General features: G+C 71.7%; 15 protein-coding genes. 13 read left to right on the top strand and 2 right to left on the bottom strand.

Annotation, left to right across the window (positions count from 1 at the left end; genetic code table 11):
* The 5 genes from BMW99_RS14515 to BMW99_RS14495 form a co-directional block, all read left to right on the top strand.
* Positions 1 to 912: L-arabinose isomerase family protein (locus tag BMW99_RS14515; RefSeq protein WP_456049148.1), on the top strand; the 912-nt coding region annotated here is incomplete at its 5' end.
* Between the two features lie 96 nt (positions 913 to 1008).
* Positions 1009 to 2079 (top strand): aldose epimerase family protein, encoded by a 1071-nt coding sequence (locus BMW99_RS14510; RefSeq protein ID WP_069465243.1) that lies wholly within the window; start codon positions 1009 to 1011, stop codon positions 2077 to 2079.
* Between the two features lie 412 nt (positions 2080 to 2491).
* On the top strand, positions 2492 to 3649 hold the full coding sequence (locus BMW99_RS14505) for a substrate-binding domain-containing protein (protein ID WP_069465248.1): 1158 nt from the start codon (positions 2492 to 2494) through the stop codon (positions 3647 to 3649).
* Positions 3646 to 5208: a sugar ABC transporter ATP-binding protein gene (locus tag BMW99_RS14500; RefSeq protein ID WP_069465244.1), complete on the top strand. Its 1563-nt coding sequence runs from the start codon at positions 3646 to 3648 to the stop codon at positions 5206 to 5208. The genes BMW99_RS14505 and BMW99_RS14500 overlap by 4 nt, the downstream gene beginning before the upstream one ends.
* A gap of 55 nt (positions 5209 to 5263) precedes the next feature.
* A complete protein-coding gene (locus tag BMW99_RS14495; RefSeq protein ID WP_069465245.1) occupies positions 5264 to 6280 on the top strand; it encodes an ABC transporter permease in 1017 nt (338 codons plus the stop codon).
* Positions 6281 to 6396: 116 nt separating this feature from the next.
* On the opposite strand, the gene BMW99_RS14490 is transcribed toward BMW99_RS14495, so the two are convergent.
* On the bottom strand, positions 6397 to 6822 hold the full coding sequence (locus BMW99_RS14490; protein WP_069465246.1) for an MFS transporter: 426 nt from the start codon (positions 6820 to 6822) through the stop codon (positions 6397 to 6399).
* A gap of 308 nt (positions 6823 to 7130) precedes the next feature.
* On the opposite strand from BMW99_RS14490, the gene BMW99_RS14485 reads away from it, so the two are divergent.
* The 8 genes from BMW99_RS14485 (at position 7131) to BMW99_RS14450 (ending at position 18213) form a co-directional block, all read left to right on the top strand.
* Positions 7131 to 10274, top strand: a complete 3144-nt coding sequence (locus tag BMW99_RS14485) for a glycoside hydrolase family 2 TIM barrel-domain containing protein (protein ID WP_069465247.1) — start codon at positions 7131 to 7133, stop codon at positions 10272 to 10274.
* A gap of 436 nt (positions 10275 to 10710) precedes the next feature.
* Positions 10711 to 12099: a phosphoribosyltransferase gene (locus tag BMW99_RS14480; protein WP_075016908.1), complete on the top strand. Its 1389-nt coding sequence runs from the start codon at positions 10711 to 10713 to the stop codon at positions 12097 to 12099.
* Positions 12100 to 12320: 221 nt separating this feature from the next.
* On the top strand, positions 12321 to 13262 hold the full coding sequence (locus tag BMW99_RS14475) for an ABC transporter ATP-binding protein (protein WP_069464324.1): 942 nt from the start codon (positions 12321 to 12323) through the stop codon (positions 13260 to 13262).
* 184 nt (positions 13263 to 13446) lie between these two features.
* Complete coding sequence (locus BMW99_RS14470; protein WP_322899687.1) at positions 13447 to 14196, top strand: hypothetical protein; 750 nt, start codon at positions 13447 to 13449, stop codon at positions 14194 to 14196.
* A gap of 20 nt (positions 14197 to 14216) precedes the next feature.
* Positions 14217 to 15380 (top strand): sensor histidine kinase, encoded by a 1164-nt coding sequence (locus tag BMW99_RS40070; RefSeq protein WP_069464322.1) that lies wholly within the window; start codon positions 14217 to 14219, stop codon positions 15378 to 15380.
* Positions 15377 to 16051 (top strand): response regulator, encoded by a 675-nt coding sequence (locus BMW99_RS14460; RefSeq protein ID WP_069464321.1) that lies wholly within the window; start codon positions 15377 to 15379, stop codon positions 16049 to 16051. Before BMW99_RS40070 ends, BMW99_RS14460 begins: the two co-directional genes overlap by 4 nt.
* Positions 16052 to 16328: 277 nt before the next feature.
* Positions 16329 to 17351, top strand: coding sequence for a DUF4331 family protein (locus tag BMW99_RS14455; protein ID WP_069464320.1), 1023 nt, complete (start codon positions 16329 to 16331; stop codon positions 17349 to 17351).
* Positions 17352 to 17532: 181 nt separating this feature from the next.
* Entirely contained in the window at positions 17533 to 18213 is a 681-nt protein-coding gene (locus tag BMW99_RS14450; RefSeq protein WP_069464319.1) for an alpha/beta hydrolase, read from the top strand.
* Here BMW99_RS14450 and BMW99_RS14445 read toward each other — a convergent pair.
* Positions 18185 to 18724 carry a GNAT family N-acetyltransferase gene (locus tag BMW99_RS14445; RefSeq protein ID WP_245791457.1) on the bottom strand — a complete coding sequence of 180 codons (540 nt, stop codon included), beginning with the start codon at positions 18722 to 18724 and terminating at the stop codon, positions 18185 to 18187. The two genes, BMW99_RS14450 and BMW99_RS14445, sit on opposite strands and share 29 nt — an antisense overlap.
* Positions 18725 to 18745: the final 21 nt, after the last annotated feature.

Raw genomic sequence — 18745 nt, 5'->3', positions numbered from 1 at the left:
CAACTGCGGTTCGGGGTGTCCGTCAACACCTACGGCGTCAACGACCTGGTGGAGGCAGTGGATTCCGCCGACGGCGCGACGGTCACCGCACTGGTGAAGGAGTACGCGAGTGCCTACCGGCTCGCCCCCGAACTGGCCGTCGGCGGGGACCGCCATGACTCCCTGCGCTACGCCGCCCGCATCGAGGCCGGTCTGCGCGCCTTCCTCGACGACGGCGGGTTCGGCGCCTTCACCACCAACTTCGAGGACCTGGGCGGGCTGCGGCAGCTGCCGGGCCTGGCCGTGCAGCGGCTGATGGCCGACGGCTACGGCTTCGGCGGCGAGGGCGACTGGAAGACCTCCGCCCTGCTGCACACCTTGAAGGTGATGGGCGCGGGGCTCCCCGGCGGCACCTCCTTCATGGAGGACTACACCTACCACCTGGTCCCCGGCAGCGAACTCATCCTGGGTGCCCACATGCTGGAGGTGTGCCCGAGCATCGCCGCGGATCGGCCCTCGTGCGAGATCCACCCGCTGGGCATCGGCGGCCGCGAGGACCCGGTCCGGCTGGTGTTCGACGCGCGGCCCGGGCCGGCCGTGGTCGTGGGCCTGGCCGACATGGGCGACCGGTTCCGGCTGGTCGCCAACGAGATCGAGGTGGTGCCGCCGGCCGAGCCGCTGCCCAGGCTCCCCGTGGCACGCGCCGTGTGGAAGCCGGCGCCGGACCTGCGGACCTCCACCGAGGCGTGGCTGACGGCCGGCGGTCCGCACCACACCGTGCTCTCCAGCGCCCTGGGCGTCGAGGAACTCGGCGACCTCGCGGACATGCTCGGCACCGAGCTGCTGCTGATCGACCAGGACACCACCATCCGGCAGTTCACCAAGGAGATCCGCTGGAACCAGGCGTACCACCGCCTCGCCGGCGGACTGTGAGCGGAACGCACCGGTTCGGACGCGTGCCCGTGCCCCCGGGCACGTCGGCCGCGTCGCGTGCGGTGTGCCGGAACCACCGACCCTACCCGGAGCTCCATGGCCAACGTCTCACGTTCCGTCGCGGGCACCCTGCCCGACGGCCGGACCATTCACCGATGGCGCATCGCGACGTCCGGCGGGACCAGTGCGGACATCCTCACCCTGGGGGCGAGTCTGCACGCGCTGCGTTGCGCCGATCGTGCCGGCCGCCTTGCCGATGTCGTGGTCAGCCCGCAGCGGCTCGCGGACAAGCTGTCGGCCGCCCGCTACGCCGGAGCCACGGTCGGGCGCTACGCCAACCGCATCGCGGGTGGCCGGCTGCCGACGCGAGAGGGCGCACGGCAACTCGGTGTCAACGAAGGTGGCAACACGCTGCACGGCGGCCTCGAGGGCTTCGACACCCGCGTGTGGTCCGCGCGGCCGGTCGGCGGCGGCGCGCGGGCCGGCGTCGAGTGCCACCTCGCGAGTCCGGACGGGGACCAGGGATTCCCCGGCACCCTGACTGCCACGGTCACGTACACGTTGAGTGAGGAGGGTGAGCTGCGCATCGAGTACGTGGCGAGAACGGACGCGCCGACCCCGGTCAACCTCACCAACCACGCGTACTGGAACCTGTCCGGCGGCGACGACGACACCGTGCTGGATCATGAACTGTGGGTCGGCGCGGACCACTTCATGCCGATCGACGCCTCGCTGCTGCCGCTGCCGGGACCCGCCAGCAGCGTGCGCGGTTCCCCTTTCGACCTCGCCGAGCCACGAAGGCTGCGCGATGCCGTCGGGGCTGTCGACGAGCAACTGCGGCTGGCCGGCGGGTTCGACCACAACTGGGTGCTACGCCCCGGCACCAGTGCGGAGCCGCGACTCGCCGCAGTGCTCAGCCATGGTCCGACCGGCCGGCGTGTGCAGTGCCTGACGACGGAACCCGGTCTGCAGGTGTACACGGGCAACCACTTCGCGGGTGAGTTTCTCGACGAGTCCGGGCTTCCTGTCGGGCGCCATGCAGCCGTGGCCCTTGAGACCCAGCATTTCCCGGACTCTCCCCGCCGGCCGGACTACCCGTCGACATGGCTTGCGCCCGGTGACGTTCACCGGTCGACGACGGTCTACAGAATCGGCGTCGTGTCGTGACATCGCGGCGATCCGCTGGGTCCGGCACCACCTCCGTGCGGGTGGGAAATCACGTTCAACAAGTGGACGATCCTGATTCCGTACAACACCTTGACGCCGTGTCAGTGAACGCTAACAATCTGAGCCAGGCGATGACGCAAGCAGCGCGGACAACTGTCCTTCGCGTGCGGGAAGGTGCGCCGACGGTGCGTGCACGGGGCATCGAATCTCCTTTCCTTCAGGGCAGTTGGCTGTGTGATGGCGCGCGGATCCGTGGGGATCGCGATCCCTGGGGCGTGGGTGTCCCTGGGGGTGAAGTCCTCCGGGAGCGTGCGCCCGAGTCGGCTGGCGAACGACGGCGGCAAGGAATGACCCCCTCGCTGTGTGAGCGCTAACAATCGGCCGTAAGGCCCTTCAGGACGGGATGTTGATCATGAGTGATGTACGCTCCGCCGGCCGGAGGCTGGGACGCTGGGGAACGGCCGCGGTGGTGGTGGCCCTGGTGGTCGCCGGCGCGGGCGCGTGCAGCAAGACCGGGGCAGGCGGCGGTTCGTCGAAGAGCACCGGCGATGCGGCCAACACCTCGGCGGCGCCCGTGATCCAGGGCGACATCACCTTCAACGACGCCAATCTGGCGAAGATCGACAGCGCGCTGAAGGCCGCGCTGGCGGGCAAGGACCTGTCGAAGCTGCGCGAGGCGATGGTCGTCAACGTCGCGGTGGACTACTGGAACGCCGGGAAGACCGGCTTCACGAAGGGCCTGGCCGACCTCGGTGTCAAGGGCACTTACCAGGCGCCGGCCAATGGCCGGCTGGACCAGCAGTTGTCGATCATCCAGACGTTGCGTGGTCAGGGCATCACGGGACTGAGTGTGTCGGCGATCGACCCGACCGCCATCAAGTCGCCGATCGCGTCGGCGAACGGCGCCGGGATCCCGGTGCTGGCGATCGACTCGCCGCTGCCGAAGGAGGACGGGGCCGCCCTGTATCTGGGGACGCCGAACTATCAGGCGGGGCAGAAGGCCGGCGAGGCGATGAAGCAGGCGCTCGGCGGCAAGGGCCAGGTGGTCGTCCTGGTCGGCTCGTTGACCACCTCGAACGCGGTGGAGCGCATCCAGGGCTTCGAGGATGCGCTCAAGGGCACCGGCATCAAGGTCGTGCAGAAGCTGTCGGACGGGATGGACGCCTCCAAGGCCCTGACCAACGCGCAGACCGCGATCCAGACCAACCCGAACATCAACGGCCTGTACGGCGTGTACTCCTATGACGGTCCGTCGGCGGGGCAGGCGGTGCAGGCGGCCGGCAAGTCGGGTCGCGTGAAGATCGTCTCCGACGACAGTGATGCGCAGACGCTGAAGTTCATCAAGGACGGCGTCATCCAGGCCACCGTGGTGCAGGAGCCGTACCAGCAGGGCTACACCGGCGCCTACCTGCTGGCCGCCCTCAAGGTGCTCGGCAAGGACGCCACGCTGAAACTGGTGCAGCCCTACCTGGAGTCCGACGGCAGCACGCTGTCCTCGGGTGTCGGCCTGGTCACCGGCGGCAACCTGTCCGACTACCAGGCCAAGCTCACCGCCCTGGGCATCGGATGACGGACACGCCCGTCGAGACGGCCGTGCGCCTGCGGGACGTCAGCAAGTCGTACGGCCTGGTGAAGGTCCTGGACATCCCCTGCCTGGACCTGGTCCGAGGGCAGATCGTGGCGGTGGTGGGGGAGAACGGCGCCGGCAAGTCCACGCTGATGGGCGTGCTGTCGGGCACCGTCACCCCCACCACGGGCAGCATCGAGATCGCGGGCCGCCCGCTGCAGCCCGGGCGTCCCGACCAGTCGCGTGACCTGGGCGTGGCTCTGGTGGCGCAGGAGTTCCCCCTGGTGGGGCGGCTCAGCGTCGCCGAGAACCTGCTGCTCGGCCGCCGGCCCGCGGACGCCGGAGGCGGTCTGTTTGCTCGGCTGATCTTCGACCGGCGCGGCACGCGGGCCGAGGCCCGTGCCCTGCTCGCCGAGGTGGGGGTGACCGGCGTCGACGTCGACCGCCCGGTGGAGCGCTTCCCCGTCCCCGTGCGGCAGATGATCGAGATCGCCAAGGCGTGGGGACACCATCCGGTCGTGCTCATTCTGGACGAGCCCACTTCCTCGCTCGGCCCCGTGGAGGCCGAGCGGGTGCTGGACCTGGCCCGCGCGCACGCCCGGGCCGGAGGGGCGGTGCTCTTCATCGGGCACCGGCTGGACGAGGTCCGGGCGGTGGCGGACCGGGTGCTGGTGCTGCGCACCGGCAAACTGGTGGCCGACCTGACGCCGGCCGAGGCCAGCGAGCAGCGCATGATCCGGGAGATGGTCGGCAGCGAACTCGCCCGGGCCGACCTCACGCCGCCGTCCTCCGTCGAGCGGGCCACGGCCCTGTCGGTACGTGACCTGACCGCCGACGGTCTGGGCCCGGTCGACCTCGACGTGAAGGCGGGTGAGATCGTCGGCGTGGCCGGGCTGATGGGCTCGGGCCGCAGCCGCCTGCTGCACACGATCATGGGTGCTCAGCCCCGCACCGGCGGCACGGTCACCTTCGAAGGAAGGGACTTCCGCCCCCGCCACCCGGGCGACGCGGTCGAAGCAGGCATCGGACTGGTGCCCGAGGACCGCAAGGTCCAGTCACTGCTGCCCGCCCACTCGGTGCGCTGGAACGTCACACTCGCCACGTTGCGCGGGATCAGCAGACGCGGCGTACTGCGGCCCAGGGCCGACAAGGAACACGCCGCGCGCATCGTGAAGGACCTGGGCGTCAGGCTGCACAGCCAGGAGCAGCCCGTCAGCGACCTGTCGGGCGGCAACCAGCAGAAGGCCGTCTTCGGCCGGTGGCTCGCCGCCGAGCCGAAGCTGCTCCTGCTCGACGAGCCGACGCGTGGGGTGGACGTCGGCGCGAAGGCCGAGATCTACCACCTCATCGACTCGGCCGCCGAACGGGGACTCGCCGTCCTCGTGGCCTCGTCCGAGCTGGAGGAGCTGATGTGGATCTGCCACCGCATCGTGGTGATGTCACATGGCCGGCCGGTGGCCGACATCCCGCGCGACGGCTTCGGCAAGGAAGTGATCATGACCGCCGCGGCCGGCACGCAAGCCGGCGCCGCGGCGGAACTCAAGGGGAAGGCACGCGCATGACCCGCATTTCCCCGCTCGCAGCCGGTGCCGCCGGCGCTTACGGGAGGGTGAGCAGATGACGACGAGCACCGCAGCGGTCAAGGCACGGGGCGACGCGGAGGGCGGCGGCCGTGCCACGCTCGCCCGCCGGCTGCTGGAGACGCCCGAGGTCGGCGTGGTGGCCGCCTGCGTGGTGGTATTCGTTGCGCTGGCGCTGGACAAGTCCACTTTCGCCGGCGCCGTCAACCTCCAGGGCATGGGCTTCGATCTCGCCCAGTACGGGCTCATCGCGATCGGCGAGTCGCTCGTCATCCTGACCGGCGGCATCGACCTGTCGGTGGGTGCCCTGCTGGGCACCAGCGTCATCCTCATGTCGTGGTTCAACGTCAGGGCCGGCCTGCCACCGGTCCTGGCCATCGTCCTCACGCTCGCGATCACGGGCGCCGTCGGGCTGATCCACGGCCTGGCCGTCACGCGCCTGAAGATGCCGCCTTTCGTCGTCACCCTGGTCACCTACACGGTGGCGCAGGGCGTCACCCTGGCGATCACCTCCGGCACTTCGATCATCGGCATCGGCGGCACGTTCAGCAATCTGGGGCAGACGTACGTGGCCCAGGTGCCGCTCCCGCTCATCGTCTTCGCGGTCGTCGCCGCCGTAGCCTGGTTCTTTCTGGAACGCACGTATGCCGGGCGCCAGGTGTACGCGGTCGGCGGCAATCCGGAGGCGGCCCGGCTGGCCGGCATCCGAGGCGACCGGCGCGTGGTGTCCATGTACGTCACCAGTTCGCTGCTCTCGGGTTTCGCCGGGATCTTCGTCCTGGGCCGGATGGGCGTCGGCTCGGCCAGCGGCGTCGGCGTCGGATGGGAGCTGTCGGCCATCGCCGCGGCCGTCATCGGCGGCGTGAGCCTGGTCGGTGGCCAGGGCCGCATCGTGGGCATCGTGGCCGGCACGATCCTGCTCGAACTCATCAACAACGGCCTGACCACCCTTCAGATCAACTCCAACTACACCAACATCGTGCTCGGTTGTGTCCTGGGCCTGGCCATCACCGCGGACCGGCTGCGCGCCAGAAGCGTGGCCAAGCGGAGCTGATCCCCGGGCCGCTCTCGGCGATGCGGTGGCGGCGTCCCGGCTCGGGCCGCCCCGCAGGCGAGAGCGGGCCGCCGTCGCCCAGGCGGCCTCGGCCGCGTCACGACGGGCCCCGCGCCCTACCGGCCCGGGCCGGCCGACGCGGACGGCACCTCGCGACCTCCCGTCGCCGTGCGGGCGGCCGCCGGCGGCCGGGGGTCGGGCAGCCGGGTCAGGAGGGCGACGGCCAGCAGCACGGGGAGAAGTGCGGCCAGGGTGCGGGTCAGACCGGTCATGACGACCAGCGACACCCGCAGCACGGGCCTGCTGCCCACCCGGGCCGCCAACGGCCCGACGAACTGCATGGACACGATGGCGGCCACGGCGAACAGCAGCCCGAGCGCCCCCACTTGGCCATCGGTCAGGTGGTGCAGGCTCTTCAGCGAGGGCTGCCGGGCAATGGACGTGGACAGGGTGAGCCCGTTGAGGAGGAAGACGGCCGTGGCCGGCCACCGCCCGCTGCCGTCTCCGAACGACCGTGCTCGCTGCTTCCGTGCGTCCATCATCCGGCCTCCGTGTGCGGTCCGTCCGGACCCCGACCGGATCCGTAGCAACGACGAACGGGACGACCGCCGATCGACATCTGCCGGCAGCCGGTCGGGTGCCTGTCGCGAGGAGGACGCCGGCATCGAGCGCTCCGCGGCATCCCGTTCGGGGAAGCGGTGATCAACCTGCTGCACGAGCCTTGACCCGGGCAGGTGCGGTCCTGCAAGAATCCGTGAGGCGCAATGATCGATTCTGTTTGAAGCTGATCAGTTGCGGCGCTCGCGGATCACCGCGGTGTGCAGACGCATGTCTTGACGAGGAGGGCGGCATGTCGATCAACCGCAGATCGGTCCTGGCGGGAGCGGCGGGGGCGGCGGTGGTACCCGTTCTGCCCGGAGTCGCCGCAGGCGCCACCGCCCAGTCCGGCGGGCCGTCCCATCCCACGCCCGCGGCGACCGGTGTTCCCCGGAGCGTCCCGCTCACCGACGGGTGGCGGTTCGCCCTGGTGAATCCCGGTGGTGTCACGGACCCCACCGGCGCCTACGCCGACGCGGCCGATCCCGCGTTCGACGACTCGCGCTGGCGTGCGGTCCGCGTGCCCCACGACTGGAGCATCGAGCAGACCCCGACCACCGCCAACGGCACCTCGGGCGGGACGGGTTACCTGCCCGGCGGCCTCGGCTGGTACCGCACGGCCTTCACGCTGCCGGAGCAGGCCGACGGCCGTCGCGTCTCGGTGGAGTTCGACGGCGTGTACATGGACTCCGACGTCTACTGCAACGGCGTCCTGCTGGGCAACCATCCCTACGGCTACACCGGGTTCGCCCACGACATCACCGACCTGGTGCACGCCGACGGCCACACCCCCAACGTCCTGGCCGTCGCCGTGCGCAACCAACTCCCCAGCTCCCGCTGGTACTCCGGCAGCGGCATCTACCGCAACGCCCGTCTGGTGATCACCGATCCCGTGCACGTCGCCCGCTGGGGCACCTTCGTCACCACCCCCGACCTGGCGGCCACCGCCGCCCACGGATACGGCACCGTCCACGGCGAGGTGTCGGTGCTCAACGAAACCGGCACCGACACCTCCGCGGTGATCGTGGCGACCGTGCGCGACGCGCGGAACCGGCAAGTCGCCCAGGGTAGCGCCCCGTTGGCGCTGCCCGCAGGGAGCGCCGCCGCGACCGCCGCTCTCGACCTGCGCGTCGACCGGCCGTCGCTGTGGTCGCCGGACACTCCGGAGAACCGCTACACCTTCGTCGCCGAGGTGCGGGTGGGGGGCCGGACCGTCGACACGTACACCACCGGCTTCGGCTTCCGCTGGCTCGTCATCGACCCCGACCAGGGCCTGTCCATCAACGGCGAGCCCGCCAAGATCCGCGGCGTGGACCTCCACCACGACCAGGGCGCCCTCGGCTCCGCGATCCAACGCGACGCCGTACTGCGCCAGATGACCCTCATGAAGTCGATGGGCGTCAACGCCTTCCGCACCTCCCACAACCCCCCGTCGCCGGAGATGATCTCGGTCTGCGAGGAGCTGGGCATCGTCATGATGGTCGAGGCGTTCGACTGCTGGCACACCGGCAAGAACACCTACGACTACCACCGGTTCTTCGACGCCCACAGCATCGACGACATCACCGAGATGGTGCGCGCGGCCCGCAACTCGCCCGCCGTGATGATGTGGTCGATCGGGAACGAGATCCCGGACTCCACGAGCGCGCTCGGACTCCCCATCGCCGACGGGCTCATCGCCGCGATCAAGGCCGTGGACGGCACCCGCCCGGTCGTGATCGGCTCCGACAAGTACCGCGGTCTGCCGTCGCCGGGCTCGCCCGCCGACCAGATGCTCGCCAAACTCGACGGGCTCGGCCTCAACTACAACACCGCGGCCTCCGTCGACGCCCTGCACGCCCGCTACCCGCACCTGTTCCTCTTCGAGTCCGAGTCGTCCTCGGAGACGTCGTCGCGCGGCACCTACCAGGAGCCGTCGCACCTGAACACCGGCGAGAACCACGCCCCCGGCCGGCGGGCCACCTCCAGTTACGACAACAACCTCGCCTCGTGGACGATGAGCGGCGAGTACGGCCTGAAGAAGGACCGCGACCGGCGCTTCTTCGCCGGAGAGTTCCTCTGGTCGGGCACCGACTACATCGGCGAGCCGACCCCCTACGGCGTCTTCCCCGTCAAGGCGTCCTTCTTCGGCGCGGTGGACACCGCCGGCTTCCCCAAGGACATGTACTGGCTCTTCCGCAGCCAGTGGTCGGCCGAGCCCATGGTCCACCTGCTGCCCATGGACTGGACCGACCACCAGCCGGGCGAGACCGTCCAGGTGTGGGCGTACGCCAACGTCGACACCGTCGAGCTCTATCTCAACGGGAAGTCGCTCGGGGTGCGCCGGTTCGACCGCAAGGAGACGGTCGACGGGCGCGGCTACCTGGAGACCACCGAGGCGACCGGCGACGACAAGACCGTCACGAGCGGCCCCTACCCGGGCAGTTACACCAGCCCCAACGGCAGCGCCGGCAAGCTCCACCTGACGTGGGACGTGCCCTTCGCCCAGGGTGAGTTGAAGGCGGTCGCCCGCAGCGGCGGCCGGACCGTCGCGACGGACGTGCTGCGTACGGCGTCGCAGGCCCACGCCGTACGCCTCACCGCCGACCGCGCCTCCGCCCCGGCAGACGGCGGCAGCTTGATCTACGTGACCGCGGAGGTGATCGACGCGCGGGGCACGGTACTGCCGAACGCGGCCGAACTGCTCACCTTCGACGTCGCCGGAGGCTCGCTCGCAGGCGTGGACAACGGGCAGCAGGAGAGCGCCGAGCGCTACCAGGCCTCCACCCGCACCACCTTCCGCGGCAAGGCGCTGGCCATCGTGCGCGCCGGGACGGCACCCGGCCGGCTCACCGTGACCGCCACGGCCGAGGGGCTGCATTCCGGTTCGGTGTCGCTGCACACCACCCCGCCCGACGGTCCGGTGGCCACCACACCGCCGAGCGCCCTCCTGCCCGACCCCGGCCCGGGTCCTGTCACCTACCCCGCGGCGGACGCCAGTTACTCCGGAGCGGAGAACACGCCGCCGGCCGCCATGCTCGACGGCGACCCGGCCACCGGCTGGTCCAACGCCTTCAACAAGAGCGGTACCGCACTGCTGCCGGCCTTCAACGGCGCACGCCCTGGCGACTGGGTGTCCGTCGACTGGGGCGAGCAGAGCTTCCTGCAGAGCGTCTCGGTCTCCTTCACCACCGACTCCACCCACGCGCTGCCGGCATCGGTCACGGCCTCCTACTGGGACCGCGACCGCTGGATCCCGGTCCGTGGGCAGAACGTGGTCTGGGGGACCGCGAGCGACGCGCCGACGGTGATCACCTTCACGGGGGTGCACACCGACCGCGTCCGCCTCGACCTGGTGAGCGCCGCCCCCGGCACGCCCGGCGGCGCCCAGCGCATCACCGCCCTCACGGCGGGCTGAACCCTGACGGCATGACGATGCCCTCCCCGCCGGCGGCTCCCGGGATCCCGGCCGCCGGCGGGCCGCCGGCCTTTCGCGGGGTCGGGGAGCCTGCGGCGGGGTGCCGTTCCCCTTCGCCCCGTCCCCTCCGTCCCGTCCCCTTCGTCCGCCACGGGGCGCCATGGGCACGGCCACCCGAATCCGCGCCCGGGGCCGTCCGGCCCTGTCCGCCCGGCCGTCCGGCCCAGGCCGTCCGGTCGGCGGGGGAGGACCGGAGGCCGGTTTCCGTGACGGGCCGCGTCGGCGTATCGGTGGAAGGAGGGACCGCCGGCCCTGGGAGGCCTTCGGCGGCGCCGAGGGCGCGGTTGTCGTCGCGGACGGGGTGATCCTCGCCCGTCCGGAACGGCTGCGCACGGGCCGCTGACAGCCGGCCGGGGTCCGATCGGAGGCGAGCATCGTGATCTTCAGGGACCGGGAGGACGCGGGGCGGCAACTCGCGGCGCGTTGCGGGCGCGTGGCGGGCCCGCGAACCGTCGTGCTGGGCCTGCCCCGCGGGGGCGTGCCCGTCGCGGAGAAGGTGGCGGACGCCCTCGACGCGCCGCTGGACGTGTGCGTCGTGCGGAAGCTGGGCCTGCCGGTCCAGCCCGAGTTGGGCATGGGTGCCATTGGAGAGGGCGGCACCCGGGTGCTGAACGACGACGTCATCACGGGTGCGCGGGTCTCCGGCCGGAGCCTGGAACAGGTCGAGCAGCGGGAGCGGGCCGTCCTGCGGGAGCGCGCCCGGCGCTACCGCGGCACCCGCCCGCCCCTGCCGCTCGGCGGCCGCACCGCGGTCGTCGTCGACGACGGCATCGCGACCGGATCCACGGCCCGCGCCGCCTGCCGGATCGCCCGCGAACGGGGCGCGCGCAGGGTGGTCCTGGCGGTTCCGGTGGCCCCGGCCGGCTGGACCGACCGGCTCGCCGGCGCCGCGGACGACTTCGTCAGCGTGGCGACGCCGTGGGACTTCGGCGCGATCGGCCAGTTCTACGACGACTTCACGCAGACGTCCGACGCGGAGGTCTCCGCCTGCCTGCGGCGGGTGGCGGAGCGCGCCCCGCGCCGCGACGACGACGTCCGGGCCGCTGGGGAATCCGGATGGGAGGGCACGGAGCACCGGGGAGGACCGGCGGCGGAGCACTGGGGACGACCGGCGGCGGAGGGCCGTCACGTCCGCATCCCGGTGGCCGGTCCCGGACTGGCCGGTGAGCTGGGGATCCCGGCGGACGCGCCCGGGATCGTGGTGTTCGCCCACGGCAGCGGAAGCAGCCGTCTCAGCCCGCGCAACCGCGGCGTCGCCGCCGCGCTGCGCGACGCGGGCCTGGGGACCTTCCTGTTCGACCTGCTCACCGACGAGGAGGCCCGGGACCGGGCCAACGTGTTCGACACCGCCCTGCTGGGCCGGCGGTTGACGCAGGTCACGGAGTGGCTGTGCGCGCAGCCGGAGGCCCGGGACCGCGGCGTGGGCTACTTCGGCGCGAGCACCGGCGCGGCTGCCGCGCTGTGGGCCGCGGCGGAACCCGACGCCCGGGTCGCCGCCATCGTCTCCCGAGGCGGGCGGCCCGATCTCGCCGGGCCCCGGCTGCCGTACGTCCGCCCGCCGACGCTGCTCGTCGTCGGCGGCAGCGACCCACAGGTCCTCGAACTCAACCGCCGTGCCCGGCGGGAGCTGCGGTGCGAGAGCCGGCTCGAGGTGGTGCCAGGAGCCACCCACCTGTTCGAAGAACCGGGCGCGCTGGAGAAGGTGAGCGAACTCGCGGCCGGCTGGTTCACCCGCCACCTCGCCCGCACCCCGCAGCACCTGTGAACGGTGCGCCGTCCCGCGCCGCCACGGAAAGCCCGCCCGCCGTCCCGGTCACGCCGCCTGGCGGAGCGGGGGACACCTGCGCGCCGCCCTGACGAGCTCTGGGCCTCGGCGTCTCGACGAATGGATGAGAGCCGGCTCGTCGTGCGGCTGATGACCGGGTGGCCGGTGGCCTCTAGCGTCGGTCCTGGACCGGAGGGGTCGACGCGGTGGGGGAAGGTGTCATGGAGGCCATTCGATGCTCAGGGCTCAGTAAGCGCTACGGGGGTACTGCCGCCGTCGACGGACTGGACCTGTCGGTGTCTGCCGGACAGGTCTACGGATTCCTGGGCCCGAACGGGGCAGGTAAGACGACGACGTTGCGGATGCTGCTGGGACTGATCCGGCCGACGGGCGGACGGGCATGGGTGAACGGCCGTCGGCTGCCGGACCCGGACGGCCTGGCAAGGGTCGGCGCGGTGATCGAGGAGCCGGCGTTCCACTCGTGGATGACCGGCCGGCGCAGCCTCGAAGCGCTGGCGTGGTGCGGTCCGCCTCTTCCGCATGCGGCTGCGGTCTCGTCGGCTCTGGACAGGACCGGCTTGGCGTCCGTGGCCGATCACAAGGTGAAGACGTACTCGCAGGGCATGCGCCAGCGACTCGCCCTCGCCCTGGCACTGATGCGTGCGCCGTCCGTCGTCCTGCTCGACGAGCCCATGAACGGCCTGGACCCGGCGGGTGTCCGTGAGTTCCGTATCAGCCTGCGGGCCCTCGCCGACAGCGGAACCACGGTGCTCGTCTCCAGTCACCAGATGGCGGAAGTCGAGCAGCTCTGCGATCGCGTGGGTGTGATCAAGAACGGGCGCATGGTCGCGGAGGGCAGACCCCAGGATCTGACGACGGCCGTGGCCCGGGTGGTCCTCGCACCACCCGACCTGGAGGCGGCCCGTGAGCTGCTGGCTCGGTACTTCACGGTGAGCCGCGAGGGCCCGGCCACGCTACTCGTCCAGGACGGCGACGGCCGCGCGGTGAACGAGATGCTGGGACGCAGCGGGATGTGGGCTCACCAGATCCGTGTCGAACGTTCCGGTCTGGAGCACGTCTTTCTCGAGCTGACCCGTGAGGCGTCGCACACCGAACGCCGGACCGGAGTGGAGGGGGACGGCGATGCGACTGCTGCGGGCTGAACTGGCCACGTTGAACCGGCCGCTGACTTGGGCCGTCGGGGCAGCCGCCGCTGTCTTCTGTCTTCTCCTGGCGATCGGGGGCGCGTCCAACGCCCAGCGGGGGATGGGCGGTTCGAACCCGCGGCCGCCGACCTGTGCGGTCCTCGGGCTGCCGGCCGGAAGGGCCTGCGACCAGGCCCGGTCGATGCGGCGAGAGCGCATGGCGGCCGAGCGCGCCGGCAACACGGCCGCCGCCGCGGGTACCGCGGCGCAGCTGGACCCGTTGGCCGCGGGCGCCGAGGCGGCCGGACTGATGGCCTCCCTTCCCGGAGCGGTCGCGCTCGCATTGCTGGCCGGGGGGCACGTCGGCGGGGAGTGGTCGGGCCGAACGCTGAAGAACCTGCTCGCACAGAACGGTAGGCGCAGCCGGATCATGGCGGCGAAACTGGTCAGCCTGTGGATCGCCGGAGTGGGCCTGATCGGCGTGTGCTGGGCCTGCCTGGCCGTGGCAGGGCCGGTGGTGCGCAGAGTCGACCGGCTGCCGGACCCCCACCAGTCCGCGGGTCATGCCGCGGAATGGGCAGGCACCGAGATCGGGCGCTCCCTGCTCGTTCTGGCGGCCTTCTCGGCGATCGGCCTGCTGGCCGGAGTCGTCACCCGCGGCACGATCGGAACGGTGGCCGCCGGAACCGCGGCCGTGATCACCATGCTGATCGCCGCGTCTCTGCCCGGGCTCGGCAGCTGGACGCCCGCCACGTGGGTTCAGGGATGGATGGGCTTCGCGTCGGGGCAGGGATCGATCAGCAGCCTGCCGGACAATTTCTGGTCGAGGTTCATCGGGCCCGACGGCGCCGGCCCAGGACACGGCCTGGGGCTGCTCGGCGTATCGGCCGTGATCCTGGCCTGCGTGACGGCCGCGACCCAGGTCTTCCGGCGCATGGACGTCACCAGTTGAACCCGGCGTACGCTCAGGCCATGCTCGGTGTCGCTCGTCTGCGCGCCGTCGCCGCCCGGCACGGCGCTGATCTGCTGGTCACCGCCGTGCTGTGGGGATGGGCGCTGGCCGATGTGCCGTGGCCCTGGCGCCCACCGGGCCACGGCGGCACTCCTGCGGCCGTCTGCGGGTTCCTGGTGCTGGCTGTCGTGCAGTCGTTCCCCTCGCTGTGGCGTCGCCGCGTCCCGTGGACCGGACTGGCGCTTGCCGGCGGGGCCCTGACGCTCCGTACGGTCCTGGACCTGAACCCGGCGTCCGGGCTGGCCGCGGTGGCCGTGACCGCCTACGCCTGCGGCGCCTACAGCGACGTGGCACGCCGTCACGCGCGGCCGTTGCTCGTCGCCGCCGTGGTGGCCGCGGCGGCAACGGCGGCGAGCTATCAGGTGCGCATGGCGACAGGCGTGCCGGGTGTGCTGGCGGGGGCAGCGCTCGTTGCCGGTGACGCTGCCGCGTCGCGCCGCTCCGCCGCCGACATGGCCGCGGAGGCCGCGAGGATGGCCGAGCGCACGCGCATCGCCCGCGAGCTGCACGACGTTCTCGCCCATCAGCTGTCGGCGATCACCGTGCAGGCCGGTGCCGCCCGGATGACGGCGACCTCTTCCGGGACCGCGTCCGGGCGCGTGCCCGCGGCTGAGACGCTCAGCACGATCGAGGGCCTGGCACGTGAGGCCCTGACCGAACTCGGCCACCTCCTCGGCGTCCTGCGGCGGGCTCCCGAGGAACCCGCCCACCGCCCGGCACCCACTGTGGCCGAGATGACTTCCCTCGTCGCCACGGCTCGCGCAGCAGGTGTGGCGACGGAGCTGTCGGTGGTCGGGGCGGCACCCGTCCTCTCGCCCGGGGTCGAACTCGCGGCGTACCGGATCGTGCAGGAGGCACTGACCAACGTGGCCAAACACGCGCCTGGTGCCACGGCGGCGGTCGTGCTGCGCTTCGGTCCGGACGCGCTGGAACTGTCCGTGGTCAACGGGCCGCCGGTGCCCGCCCGTTCGATACGACCCTTGGCGGCCGGCGGGCGCGGCATGCTAGGGATGCGGGAGCGCGCCGAGCTCCACGGTGGCAGCTGGTCCGCCACCGATCTGCCCGACCGCGGCTTCGCCGTCCGTGCGCAACTGCCCTACGGCCCCAGCGGAGGTCCCCCGTGACGGTCACCGTCCTCATCGCCGACGACCAGGCGGTCGTCAGGGCCGGACTCGCCATGCTGGTGGACAGCCAGTCCGGTCTGGAGGTTGTCGGCCAGGCCGCCGACGGGCTCCAGGCGGTGCGGCTGGCCGCGGAACTGGTCCCCGACGTCGTCCTGATGGACATCAGGATGCCGCTCATGGACGGCCTCCAGGCCACCCGCCGGATCACGTCACGCGACGGGGGAGCCCGGACCCGGGTGGTGATCCTGACGACGTACGATCTGGACGAGTACGTCTTCGACGCTCTGCGCGCCGGCGCGCGGGGCTTCCTTCTCAAACACGCCCCGCCCGAGGAACTCCTCCGCGGTATCCACGCCGCCGTCGACGGCGGAGCCTTGCTCGTGCCGACCGTGACGATCCGCCTCATCGAGGCCTTCACGGCCTGCCGTCCGAGGCCCGTGCGCCGGCCCCCCGCGCTCGCGCTGCTCACCCCGCGCGAGCACGAGGTGTTCGACCTGGTGGTGGCAGGCCGCACGAACAGCGAAATCAGCAGGACCCTCGCCATCGCCGAGACCACGGTGAAGACGCACATCGGCCACGTGCTGGCGAAGCTGTCGCTCCGCGACCGGGTCCATGCCGTCATCTTCGCCTACGAGCACGGCCTCGTCGCGCCCTCACCCCCGCCCCGCTGACCCCACCCCGCGGAGATCCCGTGCGACGCGCGGGCGTTGGCTGCGTCGAGCAGATTCCGGCCGGCCTGCGGCCGCCCTGCTCGGGCAACGGCACGAGCGACGCGCGCTGCATAGAGTGGGGCAAAACGGCACTAATACCATAGGCCGGGGTAATGTGCTCGTAGTGTCCGGGCGCAGCCCCTCCCACTGCCGGAGCCGAGTTGGCCGCTCCGCCCGAGGCGATCCCCACGACAGACCTCAGGCCCATCGTGTTACCGAAAGGCAGGGAACCGCTCTCATGTCGCACCACCTCGACACCCCGCTGGCGGCCCAGAACGGCCAGCTCTACATCGACGACCTCTACGTCTTCCCTGGTGAAGGGAGCACGGTCTTCGCGATGGACGTGAACTCGAACATCACCGGCGTCTACGCGGAACCAGGCTTTCACCCCGAGGCGCGCTACGAGTTCAAGGTGCATGTCGACGGTGCCGACCACGAGTCGCTGACCTACCGTTTCTCCTTCGGCGAGCCCGACGCCGACGGCCGCCAGCCGTGGCGGCTGCACGCCCTGACCGGTGCGGACGCGCGGGAGGACTCCGCCGAGGGCGACCTGGTGCTGGAAGGCCGCAGCGGCGAGACCGCCGAGACGGGCGGGACGCGCGCCTGGACGGGCCGCATCGTGGACCCGTTCTACATCGACCTCGACCTGCTGGCGATCGTCAACGGAGCGGTGGCCAAGGGCACCGCTCCGGACCTGTCCTCCTGGCGCCCGGGGGAAGCGAGGAACACCTTCGCCGGCACGACGGTCGAGACCATCGTGCTCGAGGTCCCGCACGCCCGCGCGCAGGTGAAGCCGGGGGCCCGTATCGGCGTGTGGTGCGCCACGAAGCTCGCCACCGATGCGGGTGGCTGGCGTCAGATCAATCGTGGTGGCAACCCCATGATGTGGCCGATCTTCTGGCCGGGGGACACGGACTTCTCCAACCCGGCGAACACGCGCCACCCGTCGGAGGATGTCGCGGCGGTCGGCGATGCCATCGCCGGTCAGGTGGCTGCCGTCGTCCGCGCGACCGGTACCTCGGCCGACCCCGAGGGCTACGGGCAGACGGTGAGCCGGCAGTTGTTCCCGGACGTCCTGCCCTACGTGGTGGGAACGCCCGCCTCCTTCGGATTCGCGTCCCGCAACGGCCGCACCCACGCGGACAACGCTCCTGAGGCGATGCTCTCACTGGTCACGAACATGCCCGTCCCCTCCGGCCTGGGCCCCGCGACCGCTTCCGCCGCCCGTACCGCGCAGTTCCCGTACGTGGTCCCGGCCTGACCCCCGCATCCGGACCGCTTCGGCGACCCCGCTCGAAGTGCGGGCCTCTCCGGACCCGGATAGGCTACGTTGAGTGGCGTGTCGTCACTCTGTGTTGCCCTAGCGAGGTGCGGATATCCCTCGCACACGACCGAGCGGCCACCCCCGTGCTCGTCGCCCGGTGCTGACGAAGGAGAAGACCATGGCGGAGAAGGCCGGCATCGTGTTCGCCCACGGACTCTGGGCCGACGGTTCGTGCTTCAGCAAGCTCATCCCCACGCTCCAGGCCGAAGGCCACACCGTCTTCGCCTCGCAGCACGGCCTCGACTCGCTGGAGAGCGACGTCGCCTGCGTGACCCGCACCATCAACCACGTGCCCGGCCCGGTCGTGCTCGTCGGCCACTCCTACGGCGGCGTCCTGCTCACCAAGGCGGGCACCCACGACCGCGTCGGCGCTCTCGTCTACATCGCCGCGCTCTGCCCGGACGAGGACGAGACCGCGCAGGAACAGCAGGACAAGTACGCCCGCACGCCGATCTTCGAGCACGTCGAGGTCGGCGACAACCGCGTCTGGCTCCGGGAGTCGGGCACCGCACACTTCTGCGGCGACCTGCCGGCGGCCGAGCAGAAGCTCGTCCTGGCGACAGGCGCCGCGCCGGTCGCGGACCTCTTCGACCAGCAGGTGCCCGGCACCGCGTGGCGGACGAAGCCGAGCTGGTACATCGTCGCGAACAACGACCACACCGTGAACCCCGACCTGGAGCGGGCCGGCGCCGAGCGCATGGGCGCGAAGACCGTCGCGGTCGACAGCAGCCACGTTCCCATGCTCTCGCATCCCGACGTCGTCCTCGACGTCATCCGTGACGCGGCGAAGTCTCTGTGAGCGGCCCGGGCCGGAGCGTGAGCTTGAACCCCTCGTGACTGGGCGCGAAGCCCAACCTGCCGTAGAAGCGATGGGCGTCCTCGCGCTGCTTGTTGCTGGTCAGCTGGACGAGACCGCAGCCACGCGTGCGGGCCCGGTCGATCGTGCGCTCCATCAGGTCGCGTCCGAGCCCGCCGCCTCGTCGGTCCGCGCGGACCCGCACCGCCTCGACCAGGGCCCGCTCGGCCCCGCCCTTGCCCAGCCCCGGAATGTACGTCACCTGCAGACAGCCCACCACCCCGCTGTCCTCGGCCCGACCGTCGACGTCTTCCACCAGGACCAGAATCTCGTTGCGCGGGTCGGCGTCGATCGCCGCGAACGCCCGCTCGTACGCGTCGTCGACCACGAGGGACGCCGGGTCCACCACCCTCTCCTCGTCGGCGAGCAGTGCGAGCACCGCGGGCAGGTCGGCGCGCGTCGCGGGGCGCAGCGTGAGTGGGGCCGCGGGGGCGGAATCAGAGACATCTGGCACGGTACCGACGATAACCGGCCC

Source organism: Actinacidiphila rubida, assembly GCF_900110255.1.
In the GTDB taxonomy this organism is placed as follows: Bacteria; Actinomycetota; Actinomycetes; order Streptomycetales; family Streptomycetaceae; genus Actinacidiphila; species Actinacidiphila rubida.
Note: the sequence above shows the minus strand (reverse complement) of the source record. Positions and strands in the feature narration are given on the sequence as shown.